The sequence below is a fragment of the Pelagicoccus sp. SDUM812003 genome (assembly GCF_031127815.1).
Classification (GTDB): Bacteria; Verrucomicrobiota; Verrucomicrobiia; order Opitutales; family Opitutaceae; genus Pelagicoccus.
Window position 1 is genome coordinate 1 of the sequence record NZ_JARXHY010000006.1, and the last position, 25,509, is coordinate 25,509.

Sequence of the window (25,509 nt, forward strand, 5' to 3'; positions counted from 1 at the left end):
TCGGAACGGACGAAGAGGGCGGGTTGGCTGCCTCTCGGAGTCGAGGATCGGCGGTCGGCGAAGGGTGGTCTCGCCTGCCTTGCAGGATCCTGATCCCGCTCGGAGGGTCGTCGGTCCACGCCGCTTTACTTCGTTCGTTCCTCAGGCTCGCTTTGGCTAGGGTTCAGTGCTTCGAACGGACGGTATGCACTTAGAGTTGAAGCCTTGAGTGGGCCGACAGGAAGCTATTCGGCATCTATTATATAGATGCGGTTCAGGCGATAAGCTATGAAATCCAAAAAAACTTGCTGGAATCATTAGGAGAACCGCGCTCGCCGCCCATAGGTAGCGTCTATGATTACTATAAAGACATGGAACATCGACCAACTCTGTGAATACGAACCTCAGCCAGGTTATAACCTGATCGGTGAGGGCGTCTTAACCAAGGGCTCCACTATGGTGATTGCCGGTCCGCCCGGTGTTGGCAAGTCGCTCGCGACTAGCCAGCTCGCGCTGTCCGGCGTGACCGGAGAGCCCTTTTTCGGTTTGGAAATCAAACACCCCTACAACACCTTGTTACTGCAGAGCGAAAACAGCTTGGCTCGACTGAGTCGTGAGGCTAGGGCTCTGCCTGACAGGGACGACTACGGAAATCGCATCCTCTACGCTGAGCGTCCAGCCAGGGGATTTCGGTTCTCCGATCACAATTTTGTAGCGAACCTCCAGAGGATAATCCAGGACGCGTCGGTGGGTGTCGTTGTCATCGATCCGCTTAATTCCGTTTGTCCGAACCTCTCGCTTGAAGGATTCCTCGAGTGTTTTGCAGTCATACGCCAGGCTGTTGGAGTGGGAGACGATGCCCCGGCTTTGCTCTTTATCCATCATACGCGAAAGAGCCTCGGTAGTGGAGGTGCCCTCCAACACGATGTATCAGGATCATACGCCATTAGCAGCGTAGCCCGCTCTGTCTTCTGCCTGTTGCCGGTTGGCGATTCCGTATCATGGAGTTGTGCAATGCTAAACGACGCCCAGAAACCTGCGACCTCCTATTGGCGTATAAATGATCTGAGGTTCGAGCCGATCGAGATGGAGGAAGTTGCCTCCGCAAAGGATCCTCAGGACACTGCGAAAAAGGATATCCTCTCGATGCTTAGCAAAGGGCCGATGACACGTAAAGAGCTCCTAATAGCGCTACAGGGTAGGCTGGATATCGGACGGACCACGCTTTATAAATACGTCGCTGAGATGGTCGAGGATGGGCGGGTTGTAGACGATAAGGGTAGTCTGTCTATCTTACTGAAAGATGACGAGACGATCCGTCCGTCCGAAAAGCCTAAGCGAGAGGACCGGACGGACGAATCAAAGGGTGAAGACGTATCCGATCTCGGACTACCCTCCGACGTCCGTCCGCCGAAAACTCCTAAGGCCACTGGACGGACGGACGACTCGTTAGGGTCTGATCAGGATACTGATCAGCTAGGCCTCGGACTGTAGCTACCCTAGTTGTCTTCTGTATTGCGATCTTCGACCGAAGTCCCCCAGCCGAAATGTTGGGGGACTTTTTTTCGAAAAAATCCTTTGCACCGCTTGCGCAGACCCTTGAGCCGCCCATAAGCTCGCCATGGCACTAAAGTCCAAAACCGTAAACTTAAGATTGTCAGGCCCCGCACTATCGGAGGCCGCTAACTATGCTCGGGCCCACGGGGTGAGCATCCCAGTCGCCGTTAAGCGTCTATATGAGCAGGGTCTAGCAGCTCGGCATAATCACCCTGTCGTGGTATTTCCGATCGTCGACCCTGAGTCCGATGCGTTCCAGCAAGCTCTGGATTGTATCCAAAGTTTGGAGCGTATTCTCGACGATACGTATGTAGGTGTGTCGCGAGCCTTTCCGGGAACACCAGAGGAGTTCGAGGATTGGCGCCGACTGCGAGAGCTCGCCGCAGATACCCTGAGCAGGGTGTCCGGTCGGGTTGGGATGTTGTTGAATCAAGTCAGGATTTCCAAGGACACTTTGGGGCCAATGAAGCTTATCCAGTTGATGCACAGGCTTGATCGTGGTGAGCTCTCAACAGATGAATTGGCGAATCTCGTACGCCTATTCGCGGGCTGCAGTTTTAAGGCTATAGCGCAAGGAGTCGAAGATGCTGATTAAACAAGCGCAATACAAAAACGGGCGTAAGGTTGCTCCGATTGTATCCAAGGTCGGTCTCCAGAAGGGCTTGAAATACGCGGAGAATCCAGACGATCCGAATCATAAAGACAAGGTTGAGATACATGGTCCGCTCGGCTTTCGCTGCAGTTCGAAAGATGATTTTGCATCCCAGGCGGTAGAGAGATTTAAAGCTTATGAGCAGTCCAAGATCGGTACCGCTGGACGGAAGTCCAAAGGCGAGCTTGTTGAGCAACTTATCGTCAATCCTGATCCTCTGTCCGACCTGACAGACTTTGAGCGTAGGCTGGTCATAAAAATAGTGGCAGATATGCTCGGTCCTGAGAGTGCTGTATTGGGATTTTGGCATGTTGGCATCAATGGCCGAAACCGAGATGATGCTCATGTGTTTATCGTAAACATCGTAAAATGCGGCGACCCGGCTCTCCGCAAAACTCGCCTGATCGACCGAGCTCCCAACATTCGCAACTACCGCGAGCTTTTGCGGCGGGTGGAAGATGAGATCGTAGCAGAAATCAACATACGGCGCTGCAAGGAAGGTCGGGATCTGCTACCGACAAACGAGGAAACTCGTTTGCAGCGTCAGAAAAAGAAGGCATGGAAGACGCTGCCATATCAGGTCGCCGAGCGCCTTGGTTTCACCGCGGCCCGCGTATCCAAAGAGTCTGTCACAAATGTACTCGTGGATCTTGGGTTCACGGTCTCTTGGGATTCGGCCCGCCAGAAAATGTATCTTGTCTATCCGGCGGAGGTGATGGGTAAGAAACGCAAGAAGCCGCGCGAAAGCACCCACCGGTGGAAAACTATCTGGCCTCAGATTATCAACACCTGCGACGACTATACGCGCCGATTCAAAAAGATCCGTCGAGATCTCGAAGAGAAAAAGAAAAAGCTGGAAGAGGAGAAGGCTGCTGAAAAGCGTCGCGAAGACGAAGAGCGAAATGGTCCTGAACGCTAGTCGTTTTTCCCATCTTCCGATTAAACAACCGCCGATGCCACGTTCCGTAGCGTCGGCGGTTTGCTTTCCGGGCTAGAAGCTGTCCTAGTGGTGTCGATACGCAATGATCATAAAAAAACTATAGCAAGTTACGAATCGTTCTAACGCAATCTGTGCGGATGATACGCTCAGCGTAAACTGGGTCTTCAGGGTGCGAACTGTACTATGGTTTGTCCGGTCCTTAGAACTACTGGGGCCCCTTGCCTCGAAAAGTGACGGACTTATCCTCTCCAGAATCGGTCAGGTTTTCATAGGGCATTTCAAATACCCCTGGAGAGTTCGACTTGACCAAGATAGCACAACGCTTGAACCGAATTTCGAAGGTTCGCTCGGCATCATTCAGTCTGGCCTCGGAACTTTGGAGGGCGCTGTGATCTCGGCTCAACCAACCCGGTGGCGGCAGAGCGGCAAAAAGAAAGCGACGATAGGCAAACCCATCGGACAGGGCTTGTCCTATACCAAATGCTAGTTTGTTTTTTGAATCTCACTTACCTACCTCCCCATTTCTAGGCTCGGTATTTGGATTTGGTGAGAATTAAAGAGCTCAGCAGAAACGAACCTGATTTCGCTCTCGCCGAGATGGCTGTTTGTAAGTTTTTTCGATCACACCCATATGATTCAAACCAAACCACAACCCCGCTACTCAGGGCACGAGACCTTCGTTTGTCGTTACGCCTGGCTACCTAAAGTGGTAGGTGCGTTGAGCGGCAAAGACAACGGCGCGCTTTTCAAAGACGAGGACGAAGCAATGGTTCGCCTCGGAATCGGCAAGAACATGGTTCGCTCTGCGAAATTCTGGGCAGAGGCTGCACAGATCATCACCGATTCCCCTGAAGGCCACCGCCTAACACCGTTCGGAGAGAGGTTGCTCGGCAGAGAGGGACACGATCAGTATTTCGAGCAGCTCGAAACACTATGGCTTATCCATTGGAAGATCGCGACCAATTCCAAGCGCCCCCTCTATCATTGGGATCAAATGCTCAACCACTGGCATCGCTCAGAGTTTAGCGAGTCTGAAGCTAAAATATTCCTAGAACGTGGGCTGCCTCCCGAGCAAGCCAAGCGATCAAAGCGAACGCTATCTGACGGTCTAAGAGTATTTATAAACTCCTACGTCCAAGCAAAAGGAAAGAAAGGTGAGATCGGCGAGGACAACCTAGATTGCCCGCTCGTCGAACTGGATCTGCTCCGATGGTCAGGCGACCGGATCAATAGCGACAATCAGCGAGAGTCCATTTATTCTTTCAACATCGAGGATAAGCCTTCGATTTCTTCAGAGCTGATAGCCTATTGCATCAATGACCTCTGGTCGAGCAGCCATCACCGAGCGAGTTCTTCTTTAGGATTTCGAATCGTATCGACTGAAGAGAGTAGCCCTGGGCAGGTATTCAAACTGCCGGAGGCTAGCATTCGGGCACATCTGGATGCTTTATCCTCAGTAACCAGAGGCGCTATCGTTTTCGAAGAATCTCAATCTATGCAGCAAATCTGGAGACGCGGAAACGTCTCTGAAATGGACCTTCTTGACGCAATTTTCGCCGACTACCAATGAGTTTCCCTTCCATTAGCAACTTGCTAAACGTAAACCAACGATTCCTCAGGTCAGTTAATCTCGAACGAGACTTTACTGACACCGAGGCTCTATCCGGATACATCGTCACTTCGGAGATCACCCAGAACCTACAGCGAATTGGACGAAATCTACGACCTGAATCCGGCCAACGCGCATGGAGAATCACTGGTGACTTCGGGACCGGCAAATCGAGCTTCGCCCTAGTGCTTGCAAACATACTCTGTCGTTCAGCCAAAAAGCTACCACGGGAGATAAAGCACCTTCGCCGCGAACTACCTATCCCTAACAACGCTCCCAAGCTTTTACCAGTGCTAGTGACTGGCTCACGAGAGCCAATGGCGAAAGCTATACTGAGGGAGTTGCTTTCGAAATTGGAGGCCTCGATCGATGGTCGAAAGAACTTGGTATCTCGCAGCAAAATTTCCGACGCACTTAGTTCAAGCGCTCTAGATGAGCGGCAAGCCATAAGACTTATTGAAGGCACTTCGAAAGAACTCGTCACCAAGAACCTATTCGGAGGTGTGCTGCTGGTTATTGATGAACTTGGCAAGTTTCTCGAGTTCGCTGCCTTGAACCCCGAACAGCAAGATGTCTATTTTCTTCAAGTTCTAGCCGAGTCGTCTTGTCGGAGCGGAAACTATCCGGTTTACACTCTTGGACTCCTGCACCAAGGCTTCGCAGAGTACGCGGCGAAGCTTCCTAGTGTTTCACAACTAGAATGGTCCAAAGTTTCTGAGCGCTTCGAAGAATTCGTATTTTCCCAACCGCTAGCCCAAGTCACGGCACTTCTGTCTCAGGCACTATCTTCAGACCTCGAGAATCAGAATATTCATGGTTGGAAAGGTCAGGCGAGAGGCGATATGGCCACAGCCATTGACCTAGGGCTGTTTGGTCCGAATGTTCCTAAAACAGCTCTTAAAGAACATGCCGTATCAATCTATCCGATACACTGCTCAGTTATTCCGGTGCTGGCGAAGTTCTTCAGGAGGTTTGGACAGAACGAGAGATCACTCTTCAGCTTTCTATTGTCATCGGAACCTTACGCCCTGCAAGATTTTGCGAGCAAGCAGCGGGCATCTCTGGAGACCATATTCCGGCTGTCAGATTTCTATGATTTTGCAGCAGCGAACTTTTCACATAGACTCAGCGGACAGAGCTTCCGCAGCCACTGGAATCACATCGACGCGGTTATCAGGAGCACGGGCAACGAGGAGCCAACGACCGTCGCCATACTTAAGACAGTCGGCATTCTAAACGTTATCGACGCTCCCGAGCTCGCACCCACCTTCGAGGTACTGCACCTCGCGCTCGGGGATTCAGAGGGACTAGACCAGGAACTTCGAAACCTCTGCAAACGAAACCTTCTGTTCAATCGCGGAAGATCGGGTTATGCACTCTGGCCATACAATAGCGTTAACCTGGAGCAGCGATTTGTAGAAGCCAGCGAAGCAATTTCCAAGGCAAGTCCAATCGCTGAAACCGTTCGGAAGCGCATCGACTCCAGACCAATAGTCGCACGGCGCCACTACATCGAAACAGGCAACCTTCGCTATTTTGAAGTCCTTCAACTCACCGCTTCTGAATTTTCTAAAAAAGCGGAAGATTTAGCCCCAACGCATCCGGCGGATGGATTGGTGGTTTCAGTTCTTTGCGAATCTAAAGCGGAAAGACTCCAATCAGAAGAAATTGCCACTGGCCTAGCAAAAAAGCTATCAACAATCATCGCGATCAGCCCACCGCTAGATGCTCTAACCAGCTCCGCCTTGGAGTTAGAGCGTTGGCTTTGGGTTGAGCGCCAAACACCCGAACTAAAGGACGATCGGTTCGCTGCGGAAGAAGTCTCGCGCCAAATAGCAACCAGCAGCCAAACGGTCGAAAACCGTATCCAAGAAATCGCAGGCATACGTGGAGTCGTCCGCAAGGAGTCCACGATCGCTTGGTATCATGATGGTGAACTCATCACGGAACGCCTTAGGTTTAAATCGATTCAGACTTTCCTTTCAGACCTTTGTGACGAGCTCTTTACCAAAGCTCCCAAAGTTGCAAACGAGCTTATCAATCGCACCAATATCAGTTCAGCAGCAGCCTCTGCACGTCAAAAGCTCTTCAAGGGAATACTAAGTCAATCCGATCTGCCGTTACTTGGGTTACCTGAGGACAAGTCGCCTCCTGAAAAATCCATGTACCTTTCTGTTCTGAAAGCAGGGAATATTCATATCCAAGATGACGATGGGTGTAGAATAGCTTTCCCAAATAAAGGAAAGCGGGGCGACCCCTTGAACTTGAGGCCCGCTTTGGATGCAATAATCGCAGCTCTCGAAGAGCAGCCAGACAGAAGAGTTCCTGTAATAGAAATCTACGACAGGCTCAGGCTACCCCCATTCGGGGTGAGGGATGGCTTGGTTCCTCTGCTGCTACTTACCGTGTTCACGGTTCACGAAAGCGAGATCGCGATATACGAAGATGATATCTTCCAAGCAGAAATTGAAGAGAACCTCGCGATGCGATTGGCGAGGAGACCGGAGACTTTTGAGTTTCAGCTTTGCAGAATCAACGGTGTCCGAAAGGAGCTCATATCAGAAATAGCGAAAACGATTAACACCGAGCACGCTGAACACACACATCTACTCTCAATCGTCCGCCCCCTTTGTTTGTTCATCGACCAACTTCCTGAGTACGTTCAAAAGACCGATAACTTGTCTGATCAAGCTCGTGAAGTTAGAAAAGCTATCGAAAACGCTCGCGAACCTTCCGACCTTGTCTTCAAGAGAATCCCACAAGCTTTGGGTATCGAACCGTCCGACAAGAAGAATGCATCTGTTGTCGGCCAAGAGCTCAGCAGAGTGCTCTTTGAACTCAGAAGATCATATCCCGAACTTCTATCGGGTATGGCCAAGAGCATTACGGCGGCCTTCGCTTGGAAGGGGTCTTTCGAAGACTGGAGAAGATCTATTTCAGAACCCGCTGAGACAGTACTCGTAGGTCTTTCTGATACCGAGCTTCGGTCGTTTTGCTTCAAGCTTATCGACGATGTCACATCTGAAACGGAGTGGCTTGAGGCATTGGGCAGCATCATAACTCGTTGTCCTCCTTCTCGCTGGAAAGACAGGGACAAGGAAGCGTTCGAGGAAGAAATCAAGAAGCTCGCAGGCAAATTCAATCGCGTGCTCGCAACTTGTTTCGACAAGAATGGTTCTCTGCCAGATTCTGCGATACGTATTGCAATTACGCCTAAGAGTGGCCAAGAAAAAGACGTAGTGGTTTCTCTCTCCCCATCCGAATCTCAAAAAGCAAAGAAGCTTCGTGAATCCATTGTTTCATTACTTCCGGATTCAAATGACGTTTCAATCGCAGCGATCTCTGAGTTGCTGTGGAAACTGATGGAGGGAAAACAATGAACCCGATAGAAGTTTCGTTTAATGACGGCCGCCCAGTTAGGCACGTACTCAACGTATCCGGAGGTAAGGACAGTTCAGCCCTCGCTTTGTTGATGGCGGGACGCGTCAAAGGATTCGAACAGTTTCGTATGGAAAACATGGAGTATGTTTTCTGTGATACGCAGAAAGAGCTCCCTGAAACCTACCAATATCTCGCCCGCCTCGAAGCAGAGCTCGGCTCTAAAATCACGTATCTAAACGCGAAAGCTGGTTTTGATCATTGGCACAAGGTTTTTAACGGCTACCTCCCATCACCTCAAAATCGATGGTGCACCAAGATGCTTAAGCTAAAGCCCTTTGAGGCACATGTTGGTCAAGACAATGTTGTTAGCTATGTGGGTCTCCGAGCAGACGAGGATCGAGTTGGCTATATTAGCAAAAAACCAAACATCAAAACGAGATATCCACTGAAAGAAGCTGGCTTTGACTATGATGGGGTCATTCAAATTTTAGAGGATAGTGGACTCGGTCTTCCGACCTACATGAACTGGGGCCGAACGAACTCTGGCTGCACATTCTGTTTTTTCCAAACTCCTTACGAATGGGTTAAGCTATACGAAACCTATCCGAAGTACTTCGAGCAAGCGATGGAGTACGAAACAATAGACCCCAGTGACCCGAACAAGCAGTTCACCTGGATGGAAAAAGCTCCCCTTAGTGCCCTCCTAGATCCGGAAAATAGAAAACGAATTCTTGAGGCTGGCATTAGGCAGGTACCTACCAAGGGAGACAATCGTCTCCTTTCAATATTTACAGGAAACAGCTCTCAGCGAAGTGAAGCCTGCCTTATGTGCCAGAAATAAAAAGCTTTCTAAACGTGTTTAAGGTATCAGCAAGAACCATACTGGAACTAGGTGCCGAATTGATCAGCTCTGACTTGATTGCTTTTTATGAGCTAATTAAAAATGGGTTTGATGCAGATTCGAAAAACGGAGTTGAAATTCATTTTGAGATTTTGTTGCGGCGAAATGATCATTTCGCTCTTAAAACAACCCTTCAAAAGAATGCACATTTAAATTCACTCAAAGAAGCTGCGATTTCTAAATTATTAAAATCCAGCTCTAGTCAATACGCAGAGGAATTAATTGAATCCATCAGGCGTACCGATACCAAAGATAAACTAGATGAGATTCTAGATTATGCACTATCGCTAAATCGTATTGTCGTAAAGGATACTGGTGTAGGCATGTCGAGAGAAGACTTAGTCGAAAACTTCCTCGTGATTGGCACTCCTTCAAGAAAGCGTTCTATAGACAAAGCAATCGCTAATTCCGACAAGTCGTCACCCTATCTTGGCGAGAAAGGTATTGGGAGACTGTCAGCAATGCGTCTCGGCAATAAACTCGAAGTAGTTTCGACGAAAAAGAAGGAATCACACTACAATAGACTCTCAATAGATTGGAATGAGTTTCGAGACCTCGATGCTATGATCGAAGATATTGAAGTGCATCCAATTGATGGAGGAAAAAAAGAAGATGCAGGCATTTCTGGTACAAGCATTGTTATAAGCGATCTCGTTGAAGATTGGTCACGCGATCGAGTCATCCAGCTTGTCGAGCTGAATTTATCAAAGCTCACTGACCCCTTTGCAAGACAAAGGGACCGCCCGAGAGTTGTGGTCATATGGAACGGTGAAAGGATTCAAGTGCCATTCATGGACAAGAATCTGATCAAAAACGCCCATGCAAAAATCTCTGGTTCATGGGAATACAAAGAGAAGACCCCACATCTCAGATGCGAGATATCAGCACTTGATCTTGGCTTTGAACATCCGGTAACGAAAGAAGAAAGGATCATTTCCTTAGATGACCTCCAAAGCTTGATAAGTGGTCCTAGCGCGACTGAAGTTCATGATGAAGCGATGAGAAGCATTGGGCCTTTTACTTTTGAAGTATACTGGTACAATCGTCGGAGACTCACGAAAATCGAAGCCATAGGCGATCAAAAGGCTGTTCGAGACCTACAAAGCAAGTGGTCAGGCGTGATGCTTTACAGGGACGGATTTAGAGTGTTTCCCTACGGAGAAGAGAATGATGATTGGCTATCTCTAGACCGTAAAGCTCTTGGGCAAAAAGGCTATTTGCTGAATAAAACGCAACTTGTTGGAAGGGCGAATATTTCCAGAACGTTAAATCCTCAATTGATTGATCAGACCAATCGAGAAGGACTAAGAGAAACTCCAGAACAAAAAATACTCTTAGAAGTAATGACGTTCTCTATTGATACTTGTTTGCGTGATCACATCAAGGAGATAGAAAGAAGCTACAAGAGTCCGAAGGTCAGCTTGGACACGATAAAAACTAGAGAAGTAGATTTGCGGAGAAGGGCTAGCGTCGCCATAAAATCTCTAAAGAAAAACGCTCCACCAGAATGTGCACCTGAGATTGAAGAACTCCAGCAGCTAACACTGGAGCTTTCCGCTTTGACCAAAGCCGCTCAGAAGCGTATCGACGAGGCTGAGAATGAAGCAAAGCAAATGCTAGAAATGGCGGGAGTTGGGTTGATGATTGAGGTTGTAGCACACGAGCTTGCGAGAGCGACAGAAGCGGCACTTGAGAATTTAGATCAACTAAAAAGCGTAGAACTAGCCACTCCCCAGCAATCGGCTGTTTCTTCACTTCGATCACATCTAAAAAGCCTTTCGAAAAGAATACGAATACTAGATCCTCTCAGTATCTCTGGTCGTCAAACAAAGGAAACCTTCAACTTAAAGCAGCTGATTGATGAGACAATTGAGGCTCACGAATCTCAGTTTAAACGACATGGGATTGATGTCATTTTCAATTCAAGCGAAGATATTGTTAAGATAAAGGCTGTTAGGGGGATGGTAGTTCAAATTCTCGAGAATTTGATTTCGAATTCCAAATATTGGCTAGAACTCAAATCTTCGAGAGAGCTCAAATTCCAACCAAAAATCGAGATCAGCATCACAAGAGATCCGCTCGAGCTGATATACTCAGACAACGGCAAAGGTATTGATCCTGATAATATTGATAGGGTATTCCATCCCTTTTTCTCACTCAAAGAAAATTCAAAGAGAAGAGGCATCGGTCTCTACATTGCACGGGAGTGTGCAAAATACCACGGGGGGGATCTATTTTTGTCCAACAAGAAAGATCCACAGACGCAGCGGCTGCACACGTTTGTACTAAACTTACCTTAGGAACATTCTGATTTAGACTTAAAGTGAGTGTCTTTGAACGGAATTCGCTAAATAAAGCGGTAATAATCGACGACGCCTATGATGCAGTTCCCACGGCAGAGGATCTAGCGAATCATCGACAAGAGCTTTATTCGTTTCTAGAAGATATAGAAGAGTCGGACAGCGATCTTTTGATAGAGCACTATTCGAGCTTCAATGAACAAGACTGGGACGAGCTGATAGATTCCAACGACTTCATATCGATCCTTTATTCGCTGAAGGACCAATTAAAAAGCAGCTTTGCGTTAGAGATCTTTGAGGATTTTGATTCAACGCGACGTCACGACCTTACCATCCTCTCTAAGATTCAGAAGGATCTAGAATCCCTTGGCCTGCTGGTAACAACAGCGGGGAGAAATGTATCATTAACAGAGGCAGATGCAGATATAATCATCATTGATCTCTTTTTGACACAAAGGCAAGGGTCCGACGACTACGCTAAATCTGCTTCAATTTTGAAGAACCACCTTAAGGAGTGCTCCCCCAAGCCTCCAATTGTCATTCTGACCTCACGCAGTCCTCGGGTCGACCATCTAAAAGAATCATTCAGAGATGAAGCTGGCGTTTCAGAATCGCTCTTTAGAATAGTTAAGAAGAGCGAGATTCTTCAGGGTGATAAACTGCAGCGAAAACTCAGGCGGCTTGCAACACACTACGGAGACGCTCAACGTCTTGTTGATTTTATTAATTCTTGGTCTTGTGCCATAGATGATTCAAGAAAGCAAATTGTAGAGTTATTGAGAAAACTTGATCTGACGGACTTTGCTCAACTTCAAAAGCTTCTACTGGTTAAAGAAAATGCACCCTTAGGCTCCTACCTCGTTGATCTTTTCGATCATGTCGCTCAATATCACATTGAGTCTAATGAAGCTCTTTCGAGATCAGCCAATCAACTAAACGAAATAGTAATAGAGAAATACCCGCCTCCGTACATTTCAGGCAAAAGAGAAACGCAGTCTTTCGTTCATAAGTACCTTTCTCAGGGGCCTAATAGACTTTGTTTGCCCAATTCCGCGAGTGTTTCTTACCAATTTGGTGATCTATTCTTCAGGTCCCAAGAGACTCCACTTGCTTCATCAAAAAACAAATCTGTAATAACCTCAATAAAGCCGGACGAGGCTCTCCTTTTGCTCACCCCGCCGTGCGACCTGATGCGGGAGACGCCAAATTACCTCCTTCTGATTTTGGGAAATATAAGCAGGATAACACCTAGCACACCCCAACGCTCCTTCAAGCCCAGAACGCATGCTTTTTATCATAATGAAATATTTTATTCGATAGAATGGGACGTAAAGTCACCTTTATCGGTTACAACAGAAGCCCTGGACTATGCACTGTCAGATGGTGTAATTAGCAAGGTAGCTCGATTGAGAGCCCATCACACAGCCGAAATTCAGCAAAGACTCTTGTCTGATATTGGTCGAAGTGGGCTCGCCGCGCCGATGCTGAAAACTTTTTCGGTATCGCTTGCCGTATACTACCCAAACACTGAAGGCAAACTTACAGCATTGAGAATAGAACATCCAGAGGGGAGTGCAGCGATGCACATAGCATCCGAAAAATCACATAGACTTACACTAAGCGAAGATGCGTGTGATTCGATATATAGTGCACTGTGTGCTCTAGAAGACAACAGAATCCATCCCAGCAGTCGATCAATGTACGGTGCGCTCAGGAATAGTGAATCACTGCTACTGTCGCTCGAGAAGGGTTTGGACTTCAAATGGATGGAGCAGGATAAGCCTCAGATAGTGCCCATTGCGGAAATGATAAAAGTAGCATTATTCGTAAACTGTCACAATATTGACGGATTGGTAATTCAACGTGGTGCGATCAGCGATCGCTCCATCGTATTCTGTCTAACCGAAGAACATTGAGTAGACATAAGCTTCAAACCAACCGGACCTAATGAAATGGATAAGCTTTCTCCGTAAGTACGGCCCAATCTCTCGCAACGACAACATGTACGACGAGACCATACGTCGTTCGGCGAGTTGGGCTGGATTCGAGCCTATCAATTTCGAGCACCCGGCCGAGAAAGAGGTCCTGGACTGTTTCGAGATAAACGGTCGCTCGCCGGTTTCAGTAATTCTCACTGGAACAGCTGGGGATGGTAAAACTCACCTTTGCAGACAGGTCTGGAGCAAGCTGGGAGGATCTGATGAAGAATGGGCATCAGATGATCCTTACCTCCAATACGAGATTCCCAACTCTGAATACAGGATACACTTCATCCGAGACTTGAGCGGTTGGGCCCCTCAGCAGGGACTGGACTGGGAATCAGATAAGATCACCCTGCTCAGGTTGTTCTGCACCTCTATTCTACAAGCTGATTCAAAAGACCTCTTTCTGGTTGCTGCAAACGATGGGCAGCTTGTTGAGGCCTGGAGGCGGCTACCTAATTTTCCCGAGATCGAACAGGCAAGAGAAAGCTTCGAGTCGCTCCTCGTTGAAGATAAGCGGGAACTCGAAGGTATCAGCCTTAAGATGTTCAATTTATCCCGTTGGAGCTCGTCTGAGATCTTTGATCGAGCATTCGATGCATTTGTCGAACATCCAGGCTGGCAAGCGTGTTACGACGAATCGGAGGGAGATCATTCGGCATTTGGCACTAATTGTCCGATTCGAAAAAACTACGAGCTCCTCAAAACACCGATTGTCCGAGAACGCCTTCGTTCGCTTATCGATCTTTGTCACCGCAACAACCTCCACCTACCTATCCGCCAGTTGCTTCTTCTCCTCACCAACGCTGTGCTCGGTCATTCAGACTGCAATCAGGATAGGCTTATGCGACCGGTCGATGTTTCTCGAATCATCGAAGCAAAAACGGTTTCGAAGGCGAGCATCTACAACAATATTTTTGGAGGGAATTTATCCGAGAACCGTCGTAGCTCCATCACCGTTTTTGACTATCTTGAGCGATTCCAAATTGGATATGAAACCACCAACAGAATCGATAGCATCCTAATATTCGGAGAAGACGATGAGCAGCTCGGTGGCTACTTCGATCAGTACCTAAAGTCCGATCCCTTTTACGGAGCAGATAAAATCTATTACGAGAGCAGGAACCAATATATAGAAGACGCTGAAGACGACACTGTTGCCACTAAGAGCTTCCTTGAGCTTCTCGCGTCTCAAAGAAGAGCGCTTTTCTTCAAAATACCAGACTCTGATGCAGAGGAGTTGAAGCTATGGGATCTAACCGTCTTCCGCTACGCCGGTGAATACCTGAAGGAAATCGTCTCCAGAATGGAGCACGAAAAATCGATCAGAAGCTCCATCAAGCATAGATTGATAAAGGGCTTGAACCGAATCTTTGCGGGTATGTTTGTCGAGACCGAACGCGAACTCCTTCTCACTACGAGTGGACACTACTCGCAATCCAAGATCAGTCGGATTCTTAAGGACAGGATCTCCTCCCAGCTAAAAAACGGCGAGCAAGTCGCAATCGAGGGAGATTCGAATGGGAAGATCCTCTTCAATGTTTGCTTCGATCCTGAGACGGTAGAGAGCCTCGAACTTAACCTTGTCAGATACGAATTCCTATCGCGAGTTGCCGAAGAAGGCGCGTTGCCAGCCAACTTCTCAAAAGAGTGCTACGAGGACATTCTGGCGTTTAAATCCCGCTTGCTCGCGGTACATGAGCTTCGGCGACAGACCGACGATAATTCCGATGATGACGACATTATCACCCTCAAGCTCATAGAAGTATCCGAACAAGGATCTTTAGATGACGGTTTTATTGAAATCCGGACATGATGACCCAACTCGAAGAAAGATACCCCGCTCCCATTCTAACCAATTCGAGCATGTGGATAGACGAGGCCATTTGGGGCCACCGTCTACATGACGAACAGTCTCCATGGTTGGTCTTCATGGAGTTTCTGAATGTATTTTTTCATGAATACAACGAACGTAGAGCACTCGAGGAACCGGAAGGTCCGAACTCGTTAAGCTACAAACCGCGGAAACGACTGCATCTTCGCAATATCCTTTTCAACAATCCCAAAATCAAAAGCATCCGACTCTCTTCGATGTCGGATAGCCAAAAGTGGAAAGTTTGGCAAAAAGAGGCAGCAAAGTTCAAAGAGATAGGCAGTCCAAACATGGAGTACCTAAAGGAACACTACGAATCCTTTGATGACTTTGCTGAGATAGTCGATCTGCTGCGCCAAACGAGCCTCGAATTAGCTTCGAACAAACGCTGGACCTCGAAGTTTGTATTTCCATATGGCGAGGATAGTCTGTACGAAGACCTCGATCAGAAAGCGAAAACGAACGATCGCAGATTCTTTGGCAGAACGGGTGAACTACTCTACCTGATGCTTTCAAGGAGTCAAAAGAAGGCTGAGCTTCTGCAGCTCCTCTCGAATCACTTGTTGCTAAAGAAGAATCCTTGGAATCGAATTGCTCGCACACTTCAACCCGAAGAAGTAGAAGAGTCGGTCGAGCCAAGGAGAGGATGTTACCTACCGTATAGGCGTAACGATAGTTTTGACCACCTTGCAGAAGACTGGATTTCAATTCTGAAGTTGGGAATGCCGGATTATGACGCACTGCCTTACCTTGTAACGCTCTCGGGACTGCACTTATTTCTATATAAGCTCAAGATTTCGAAACTCGTCATAGGTTCTGCTGATCCACTTAGAATAACCTGCGAAATCGTTGCCCCCAAGAAATCACTGGTTAGAGAGATCTCGAACCTAGACTACCAACAGAACAATCTGATCTCAACGGCAGCTGTTACTGCTTATATCGAGCAGCTTGAAGAATCTGAGGAATGGCAGCTGGCCTGCAAATCGCATGACCCATTCTTGGAGTGTAAGAACCTCCTGATAGATCGTCTTAAGTGGGGAGAGAAATACGAAGGAGCTGCAGACCCCAGTTCTCTCATTAGACAACTGAAATCCGGAGCGAGCAAACGCCACAAACAACACGTAGCGAACATCCACAGAGTCTTTGGCAGGGAGATCGGCTTGATATCAAAGCGAGGCACAAATCGTCTGAGGTATGCACCCAACGATGATCTACTGAAGACCCTTGTCTTTTCGAACGTGGAGAGCCGAACTGAACTAAGTGAGTTCCTCAATCGAATCTGGGAGCGGTACAGTTTTCTAATTAGCGACAAAGAAGCTGATAAGGTTCTCTCTGACGAGGAATTCGACAAAAAGGCGTTTCAAGCTAACGCTCGACGGCTTGAACAAAGACTTACTGGTCTAGGATTAGTCAAAAGGCTCTCAGATGGTTGCGCCTACGTAATCAACCCCTTCACGCAAAACTGATATGAGCCCCAAAGAGATTCTAGGCAAAGTCGCTGCGAGCTATCTTCGTGACAATTTTGACGACAGTGAGGAAGGAACCGCCCGATTCCTCTTAGACTGTTTAACAGCAGAGCAAACCGCGGCAGTCGCCAAAGCCGTTTTGGGTAATCCAGAGCTCTCACCAAAGGTCGAAATTAAGTTACCCAAGCATTTCCTTGAGAATTTAGGACTCCCGGAGGAGGTGCTAACCAAGGAGAGAACAACCTATTACCGCAACGCAGCATGCTCCAAGCCTGCTCTCCTGGTGGCTAACGTTGGCGATGATGAACAGCAGTCATTGAAGGAGTTGGTTCCCATCGGACAGCCTCAGCTACAGAACCACCCAGAAACGTGGGTAAAAGTAGCCGCTGCGAATTCGCACCTGTCAGAGGATCATATGATTTGGTGGGAAAGATCGCTCAAAGGTCTGATAGAAGCGAAACCCGTTTCCCTTGATCAATTCAGCAATTTTGTCGCGGCAACTCTCTCGGCGAATTCTGATGGGGGGCATCCAATAAAGAAAGCCATTGGCTATAGCCTACCGGAACTGCATCTACCACGGGACACGAATTTCTTCGAGTCCCTTGATGAGACCACTTCACGTCATACTTCGCGTTGGAAGGCTCTATTCAATACAGCGATCAAAAGACGTAGTTGTTTTTTGTATAAACAAACACCGAGTCAGGGTCTCCTCGAAAAGGATAAGCTGAACGAGACTTTCGAAAAGGTGAAAGATTCGATACCGGAGGAGATCCACCCAGTCATCGAGGAGTACATTGAAGCACCAAGCGGATGGAACGAGCAAGCCAAGCGTCTCGCTGAATGCGAATGGGAAGATGTGTTGCCCCTCTTCGATGGTTTAAAGCGAGAAAAATTCAACTTAGGAAAAGCAACTCGTTCGTTTTTCGAAGACTCGAATCCCGAGGCCCTTAGCGAAGACGATCAGGAGTATCTCGAGAGACTAGAAGCTCGAAGGACAACAGAGTCCAACGAAGAAGATGAATCGTTCTACCAAGAGCATAGCAACGAGCTTAAAGAGGATGTCGCGCTCAAGGCAAAGTGGGATAAGTTTATTTTTGGAAATGCGATTGAGGCGGAAGATCTTTTCGTCGGACTCGCCCAATGCTTTCAGTTTCTCTTCGACCAGAATCTAGAAACGAAATCAAAGACACTTAGTATCCGATCAGACAAAAGATTTCCAAAGGATCTTCGCCAGCTGAACACTGATGCTGGGTTGTATTTTTCTTTCAGATACAAAGAGCTCTCTCGTTTTCTCGGAGGTAATGTCAAATGCGAGTTCGGGGAACTTTTCAACTACGAAGATCATGACAAAAAATGGAGGGAAAGCGGTAGGAAAGGATATCCCAACCGTTCGAAATCTAAGAACGCCACCCAAATAAAGTTCTACCTTGAACTAGAAGCAGAGCTCCTCCACGGAAGCCCTCAAACGTTCACAACTCAACTAGTTTGGAAATTCAACCCCAGCACAATTGCTTCCGAGCTCAGAGATGATTGGCAGAGGCTCGCTAAGAAGCCGTTCATAAGATCCCAGACGACGCGCGAGTCCGTGAGTGGGAAAGGAAGATTTCAGACAGTCGCGCTCGACAATGTCGCAACCCTGCAACCTTCGTACGACAAAGACCGAGGATCGCTTGTCCCAGTTTACGAGAAGGGCCGAGATGTGGAGCTCCTTTGGCGTAGAAACTTAAAGCAGGCGCTCGACTCCGGCCTCATCACGAAAGAGACTTTCGAACTACTCGGTACACATTTTGACACTTTTTCGAAATCATATACCAACGCGTTGCATGAGTGCATGACGGATGGCCTTCTCGCGACAGATTCGCTCCTCCAGCAGTTTACTGATTACTCTTCGCTACTAGAGTCTGTTTTTTCCAATGCTCAAGGAGATCGAAATTCTGAACTGTTACTACGACCGCTTCTCTACATCGGAGTTACCCATGTTCATGGTGGTCCCATAACCGCAATAGTCGCTCCGTGGCATCCGCTTAGGCTCGCCGCATTCGCAAACAAATCCCTCATTGTATCGAAATTGATGCGACAGCTGATGTCGTCATCGCAGGTGTACTTTGGCGACACACGATTGTATTTCTCAGAACTGGTCGCTGATTTGAATCACGTTTTTTATCCTGAAGTTATTGTCGCTTGGGATGATGAGAAGCCAGAGCTTCTGACAGTTACTGACAACTACTTGGGATATTCGCTTCACGAGCCTCCAATCGCCGCACAGGATTCATATGCCGATACAAATGAAAATCCGATTCACGGAGCAAATCGGATTCTGGAAATTCTAAAAAGGTATCTTTCTCTTCATCCGCACGAACAAGCAAACCTATCGGTCGTTCTGTATAATTGTGACTCTGCTCGATTGCCTCAAACCATTGTAGACAAGGTTCAAGAACTTCATGAAGACGATGGCGATTTGCGCTGCCAAGTGGTCTTGCGGCATCGCGATGGAACTAAACTTCGTCAGCTTTACGAGAGCATCATAGAGTCATCGGGGAGCGATATAGATTCTTACGTTGCGAGTGAAGCATCCTCTGACTTCATGGCGCGACTACGAATCGGTATTATGGCAGACCAAGCACCTCCGCCAGACGAGGGCGATGGGCCACCAATCGATGTGGTATTTCTACAAGATGTTATTGCTCGCCATGCTCAACTCGACTGGTACCCGGAAACCACGAAGCCAATTCCAGTATCAGAATGGGTTCCGCAGCGGTGGTCAAAGAGACGGCCTGCAGCAAAAGACGACCTAAAGTCAGTCGTGTACCTTTCAAGCCCGGTCGCTCCGGTTGAGGGATGGAACTACCTAACCGCCATCACAACCTTCTTCCGACCCGATTGGGACCAAGGCCCTGAGAAGCGCTTGATCCCTGCCAGACAACTCAACTTCCGCGATCCAACAACAAAGGAGATTTTTGAAGAGATCCACAATCTCGGCAACTGGGTTGTGAACTACGATGAGTTGCTTGATCGTCGCCAGCTGCTCAACCAAAACGTAAAAGTTATTCGATACAAGCAGACGGGCTCTCAAGGGCGAAATACTCTGATATCCTCGAATTGTTCTACTAGTTTGCTGAAACGAATGGTGAGAAAAAGACTCGACGATCTATCGCTCGGACTGAGTGACGTGGAGCTTCAAGGCCTGACCCAACGCCTAATCGACGAAGCAAACCTCATTTCAGGAGACTTAGTGCTTCGTGCTGCTCGGCGCGGACGGAACGCCAGCGAGCTTATTGGCGTCGTACTAAGCAAGTTTCTGATCGAAAACGAAGTAGGAACTGACCAGAGATTTGGTTGGTATTTCTTAGACGACTACGCGAATTGGCTAGGACAAAAGGAAGAGCACATTGCAGACATACTAACCTTGTCGCCAGAATTTGACGACAATGGAAAAAAGCGACTGTCGATAGTTATTACTGAGTCAAAGTACATCGACTACTCGAATCTATCAGCAAAGAAGAAGGAGTCTCAGAAACAACTTCGCCAAACAGTCGAGAGAATAGCGAAAGCACTTTTTGGGAATCCATCGAGACTGGATAGAGATATTTGGCTGAGCCGATTTTCAGACATGCTCCTTTCTGGAGTTCAATACTCGGAAAAAGATAAACTAGACCTTTCCGAATGGAGAAGAGCTATCCGGGCTGGAGAGTGTAGCATATATCTTAGAGGGTACTCGCACGTATTCATATCGGGTCCGTCCGACTGCCCCGAATGCTCCTCTCTAGTAGAGGTACAAGGATGCGAGTCATCATACCAAGAAGTGTTTTCTCGGGCAAAGGTAAGGGAATTACTCTTAAAATATCTCAGAAAGGACAACCCAACTCCGACCCGCATCGAAATATCGGGAACCGATATTTGGACTAACAAGGATTTCTCTGCTCCATCCAAGGATGAAAATGAACAGATACTCGAAAGCGAAACCGCTACAGCGGAAACAAAGGACGAAGTAGAGGAATCAGAATCTCGATCCTCGAAAGAACCTACTGCTACGAGTATTGAAGTCGCTTCAGAGGCACCTTCGCCACCAGCTCAACGCACGTCAGTTTTAGAAATGGTTGCGAATTTAGAAGCCGATCAACCAGAGGACGAAAAAGCAGACCTAGAATGGCTCAAAGAAACAGAAAGCAGAGCCAAAAGCGCCCTTCAACAATTTCAGCTTCGATCTAAGCTTCTAAACTCAAGCTTAACTCCGAATGCAGCTATCTTGAAGTTTGAGGGAAGTGCCGATCTAACTGTAGAGAAAGTAATCAAACGTCGTTCTGAATTCCTCACCACCCATGGTCTCAACCTGATCTCCGTTAGAGCCGAACCCGGAATCGTTTCTATTTCAGTAGCACGAGAAAAACGGAAAATTCTATATTTAAGCAATGTTTGGAAATCGTTGAATTTCGGCAATAGTGAATTCAACTGTGACTTGTTAGTTGGTCTCAAAGAGGAAGACGGTTCCCCTTTGTTTGTTTCTCCATTGAAAAACGCTCCACATACCTTGATTGCAGGAGCAACGGGTAGTGGAAAGTCGGTTCTGATTCAGAATATTATACTTTCAATTGCGGCAACAAACTCGTCCCGCAATGCTTCTATCGTCTTAATCGATCCTAAACGGGTTGATTTCAATAAATTTAAGAAACTGCCTCACGTAAAAGATGGCGTAATAAAGGACAAGGCAGCCGCAGTTCAAAGATTGACTGAGCTGGTCGAGGAAATGGAGAAACGTTATCAAATATTTGAGGAACAGGACGTTTCAAATATTTCTGAGCTAAAAAAGAAAAACGTTTCTATCGAAATGCCAGTGATCTGGGTGATTCACGATGAGCTTGCTTTATGGATGATGGACCATGAGTACTCGGAGCAAATTACGAATGCGGTTAACCAATTGGCTGTAGCTGCTAGAGCTGCTGGAATATTCCTAATCTTTGGAGCCCAACGACCAGATAATACAGTTGTACCTATGCAACTCAGGTCAAACCTTGGTAACCGCTTGGTCCTGAGAGTCGACGGCGAAGGCACGTCAGAGATAGCATTAACCGAGAAAGGTGCCGAAAAGCTTCTAGGTAATGGGCACTTGCTCGCAAAATTGGAGGGAGAGCAGGGTTTGATTTACGCTCAAGTTCCATTCGCGAGCGATGAGCAAATTAGTTCTCAGGTGTTACAACTGGCCAAACGCTAGCAAATCCGACTTGTTTTCATCAAAACCAGCTGCGGAATCGATTTAGAACAATTCTCGAAATAGCACTATTTCATTGATCAGCTTCTCTATCTCTTCGGAAGTATTATCGAGACCGAAGCTAATTCTCACCGATTCCGACGCCCTCTCGTGTGATCCAGTCATGGACAAAACTACATGCGAGGGGGTGATAGCTTCTTCAAGACAGGCAGAACCGGAGGACACGCAAATGCCTCGTTGGTCCAAATAGGTGACAAGCGCGTCGCTATCTAAACCTGGAATATAGACATTCGACGTGTTCGGTAGTCTGATCGCTCCTTGTCCGTTAACGTCAACATCCGGAATTCTTACGGCCAGCCGAGATTCGAACTCGTCTCGTAGCTTCTTGATTCGAAGAATCTCGGCCTGAGCTTTATCAGTCGATCGGATCGCTAGTGCTTTGGCGAGTCCAACTATCGACGCGACATTTTCTGTTCCCGCACGTAGGCCGTTCTGCTGTTTGCCACCGTGTAATAGAGGTACGAAATCCCCCGAATTCCTAATCAACAAACCTCCTATGCCCTTCGGAGCTCCGAATTTGTGACCACTAAAGGAGAGGAAATCTGCACCAAGGTCATCGAACGAAATTGGTGATTTTCCCACAATTTGAACTGCATCCAGATGAAGCAAAACGCCGACTTCTCGACAAATAGCTGCGATGTCTCTCGCGGGAAGCACAACTCCGGTTTCGTTGTTACCCCAAATAACGGATACAACACATGTTGATGCGCGAATATGCCGCTGCACTTCAGCTAAATCTAGCTCACCCGTCCTAGATGCGGGGAGATAGGTAACTTCGGCTCCGTGCATGTTCTCCAAAAAGCGACATGTGGAAATGGTAGCTGAATGCTCTACAGATGTAGTTAATATGTGATTACATCCATGGTCTCTGCCTGAGAAAAAGGCAGAACAGATAGCCGTATTTATTGATTCTGTCGCACCGCTGGTGAATACAATGCTGCCTGCGCTGCAATCGAGCACACCGGCTATCGCGTCCTTGGCTTCTTCGATCGCCTTTCTCGCACTCCGGCCGAGCTGATGGCCACTTGATGGGTTACCGTATGTGCGCCCTAGCCATGGCAGCATGGCATCTAGAACCTCCTTTTCGATTGGAGATGTGGCATTATGGTCTAAGTAGATCAAGGGGTACAGATCAGCAGATTTTGACTTGATGCTGCAAGCGCTAGTTCGACCCACTACGCTTCTTGTTCAGCCCCCAAGTGAGACTTTTCGAATCTAGAAAGGCCTGGAACTTTTCTTTTGAGGGAGCAAAACGGTCATTTTCCCCAAGCGAATCCTTCACTATGCCGAGACTTGCCAGTTTTTCCGATAACTTGGCCAGCTTCTCGATGCCTTCGAAATCGTCACTCGTAAAACGTTCCTTGAAGAAAAGTATTTGATGCTCTGGACCTTCCGAGTGGTCGAATACATTTACGAACATTCTCCTGAGATCGATCTTTATCCTAAGCTTTAACTCGGGAAATGGATCGTCGGTGAACCCTTGGTAGTGCATTAGAGTTAGCTTCCGGCTTAGTTTGTGGATCTTAATGAGATCGGCTTCTTTGGGGTTTCCGTACAACGTTGTCCCGCAAGCTACATAAATTCTGAGAATCGCCGGTAGTCGATCAAGTAGAGGTGAGTGAAACGTGAAATGCTCCTCAGTGTGCCAACCAAATGGCACTTTCTCACATGCTAGTTCGATCTCGCCAGGATCGCCAGCGGCAAAGAGCAACTCTGTAGCTTTCTTGATAGCTAGTTCATAGCCTCCGAAGAACGTACGAATATCGTTCTGTAACTTCTCGGAGTACTCCTTGAATGGAACTCTTTTCTTAAATTGAGACGACGCGAGATAAACCAAAATATCTTCTCTCCGCTGTTCGCGAGCTGCCTCCATTGTGTCTGAGCCAAAGCGATCTTCGAAGAGAGCCATCGCCCTCGGAATAGGTCCACAAGCTTTCCGGACTTCCGAAATTCGATCAAATTCTGATTCTTTCGGTTGCCTTCCCAAGTCTAGCAAGCGACCCCAATAGTCATCGAGAAGCTCTTTGTGCTTTTCGTAGATCGTGAGACGTGGACGTCTTTCCTTCTGTATGGGACGTCCCAAGCCAAGCCTAAGTGACAGGCTTTCCCAATCGATTCGTCGTCGATAGCGGGTAGATAGAAAATCCTGAGCATCACTCTCTCGTCGGAAAACAACGAACATGCAAGGGCCCGCAGGAATTGCATCTGCTTCGAGAGTGTGTTCGATTAGACCCTGTAGTTCTGCTTGGTCGAAATACTTCTGAAAAGTATTCAGTTTGGTGCGTACTCCATCCGAATATCGTTCTCCAGATAGTTCAGGCGCATCACTCTTTCCAATGATAGTTGATACGAGCAAAGCCTTACTTGCCAGGGACCAAGCTCTAGAAAGAACCTCGATCCTTTCAGCCGGATCTTCGATCACGTTCAGCACAAAACCTAAGTTAACGACATCTGCCTTGCGGAAGGGTATTTCTGGTGCGTGGTGTGGATCCCACCCAGAGGATTCGTAGCCAAGTCCCTGTAAGCCTTTCACATCGCTACCCAATCCACATCCGTAGTCGAAAAATGATTCCCCCCTTAACAAAACCCCGCACTCCAAGAGCATCTTCACAGGACGTGAAAGCTCGTAGCGCTTGAGAGCTGTCTTTTCTCTCTCGATTTCAGATCGGGTTCCTCCTTCCGAGTTTCGACCAGTGGTCCGAATCAGTGAGTGGCCATCAATCCGAACTCCCTTTGATTCCAGCAAACGTTCCCAATTCTGTTTGAAACCGATGGTTTTCGTTTCCTCATAAAGACCAGCTTCTTCCTCCTTTCGAGTAAGTTTCGCGAACATCTCAATCCGCGGATCCCCGGGAGCGAGAAACGACTCCTTTCGATGGAGGATCGGAGGGTTCACGCTCTTCGAGTATGAAGTCTCTTTGGCTCTTCCGACAAGGAAATCAATAGTGATAGAACAGGCTAGGGACGGGTGGGCAACGGTATCAAATTCAGGATAGGATAGAAGGGATATCTTGGGTTGGCTTAGATGGAGTTTAATCAGGTTCATCACACCACCTACGTCTCTTTCAATGAGTAGTCGCTCTACTAGTTTTCTCAAGTCGTGTGTGACTTTTGGAAGGCAACTCACATGGATGTATGCCGCTGTAGGAAGTCGTTTCCCGAATTGAAGACTGTGAGTCGACTTTTTGAATGCAGCTAGGTCCATAGCAATTGCTTAGCAGCATCTTGCCCAGAGACAAGAATCTCCCATCTTGCTGGCTATATGACAGATGAAACAGATAAACCCCGACTCATCGAACTCCGTGATGGAGTCTTGCCCGTGAATGTGGTCTTCACGCTCGAGGAGGTCGCCGAGATTCTTCGGGTGACTCCCGAAACGGTCAGGCGGCTGATCAACGACAAGAAGCTTCGGAAACTGCCGATCCGGCATATTCGCATTTCAGCTGTCGAACTTAACCGCTTTCTCGCCTTGTCTTAAGGCGACCAATTTCCTCGGAATTCCCAATTTCGATATGGCGCCAGGACTGCCATGACCGCCCATCGCGATCTGCGTTTTCAGATGGTCAAATATCACTATAGCAAGTTACGAATCGTTCTAACGGT

13 protein-coding genes are annotated in these 25,509 nt (G+C 47.7%); 11 read left to right on the forward strand and 2 right to left on the reverse strand.

Translation table 11 applies throughout. From position 1 onward, the window contains the following. Positions 1 to 333: 333 nt before the first annotated feature. The 10 genes from QEH54_RS09930 (at position 334) to QEH54_RS09975 (ending at position 21,849) form a co-directional block, all read left to right on the forward strand. Positions 334 to 1,473, forward strand: coding sequence for an AAA family ATPase (locus tag QEH54_RS09930; protein ID WP_309018514.1), 1,140 nt, complete (start codon positions 334 to 336; stop codon positions 1,471 to 1,473). Positions 1,474 to 2,120: 647 nt separating this feature from the next. Then, the gene (locus tag QEH54_RS09935; RefSeq protein ID WP_309018515.1) at positions 2,121 to 3,107 is read left to right on the forward strand and encodes a hypothetical protein; all 987 of its coding nucleotides are present in this window, start codon (positions 2,121 to 2,123) and stop codon (positions 3,105 to 3,107) included. A 652-nt stretch (positions 3,108 to 3,759) separates the two neighbouring features. Continuing rightward, on the forward strand, positions 3,760 to 4,698 hold the full coding sequence (locus QEH54_RS09940) for a DUF4007 family protein (RefSeq protein WP_309018516.1): 939 nt from the start codon (positions 3,760 to 3,762) through the stop codon (positions 4,696 to 4,698). Between the two features lie 356 nt (positions 4,699 to 5,054). Next, entirely contained in the window at positions 5,055 to 8,117 is a 3,063-nt protein-coding gene (locus QEH54_RS09945) for a hypothetical protein (protein WP_309018517.1), read from the forward strand. Next, positions 8,114 to 8,959 (forward strand): phosphoadenosine phosphosulfate reductase family protein, encoded by an 846-nt coding sequence (locus tag QEH54_RS09950; RefSeq protein ID WP_309018518.1) that lies wholly within the window; start codon positions 8,114 to 8,116, stop codon positions 8,957 to 8,959. Before QEH54_RS09945 ends, QEH54_RS09950 begins: the two co-directional genes overlap by 4 nt. After that, positions 8,947 to 11,319: a sensor histidine kinase gene (locus QEH54_RS09955; RefSeq protein ID WP_309018519.1), complete on the forward strand. Its 2,373-nt coding sequence runs from the start codon at positions 8,947 to 8,949 to the stop codon at positions 11,317 to 11,319. Before QEH54_RS09950 ends, QEH54_RS09955 begins: the two co-directional genes overlap by 13 nt. 23 nt (positions 11,320 to 11,342) lie before the next feature. Beyond that, entirely contained in the window at positions 11,343 to 13,235 is a 1,893-nt protein-coding gene (locus QEH54_RS09960; RefSeq protein WP_309018520.1) for a hypothetical protein, read from the forward strand. Positions 13,236 to 13,320: 85 nt separating this feature from the next. Continuing rightward, positions 13,321 to 15,117, forward strand: coding sequence for a hypothetical protein (locus tag QEH54_RS09965; protein ID WP_309018521.1), 1,797 nt, complete (start codon positions 13,321 to 13,323; stop codon positions 15,115 to 15,117). Between the two features lie 275 nt (positions 15,118 to 15,392). Next, on the forward strand, positions 15,393 to 16,640 hold the full coding sequence (locus QEH54_RS09970) for a hypothetical protein (protein ID WP_309018522.1): 1,248 nt from the start codon (positions 15,393 to 15,395) through the stop codon (positions 16,638 to 16,640). A gap of 1 nt (position 16,641) precedes the next feature. Beyond that, on the forward strand, positions 16,642 to 21,849 hold the full coding sequence (locus QEH54_RS09975) for an FtsK/SpoIIIE domain-containing protein (protein WP_309018523.1): 5,208 nt from the start codon (positions 16,642 to 16,644) through the stop codon (positions 21,847 to 21,849). A 42-nt stretch (positions 21,850 to 21,891) separates the two neighbouring features. On the opposite strand, the gene QEH54_RS09980 is transcribed toward QEH54_RS09975, so the two are convergent. Together QEH54_RS09980 and QEH54_RS09985 are read right to left on the reverse strand one after the other, a co-directional pair. Continuing rightward, a complete protein-coding gene (locus QEH54_RS09980) occupies positions 21,892 to 23,028 on the reverse strand; it encodes a cysteine desulfurase family protein (RefSeq protein ID WP_309018524.1) in 1,137 nt (378 codons plus the stop codon). Between the two features lie 40 nt (positions 23,029 to 23,068). Further along, positions 23,069 to 25,003, reverse strand: coding sequence for a DNA phosphorothioation-associated putative methyltransferase (locus QEH54_RS09985; RefSeq protein WP_309018525.1), 1,935 nt, complete (start codon positions 25,001 to 25,003; stop codon positions 23,069 to 23,071). A 165-nt stretch (positions 25,004 to 25,168) separates the two neighbouring features. Between QEH54_RS09985 and QEH54_RS09990 the strand changes: the two genes are divergently transcribed. Further along, positions 25,169 to 25,384 carry a helix-turn-helix domain-containing protein gene (locus QEH54_RS09990; RefSeq protein WP_309018526.1) on the forward strand — a complete coding sequence of 72 codons (216 nt, stop codon included), beginning with the start codon at positions 25,169 to 25,171 and terminating at the stop codon, positions 25,382 to 25,384. Positions 25,385 to 25,509: the final 125 nt, after the last annotated feature.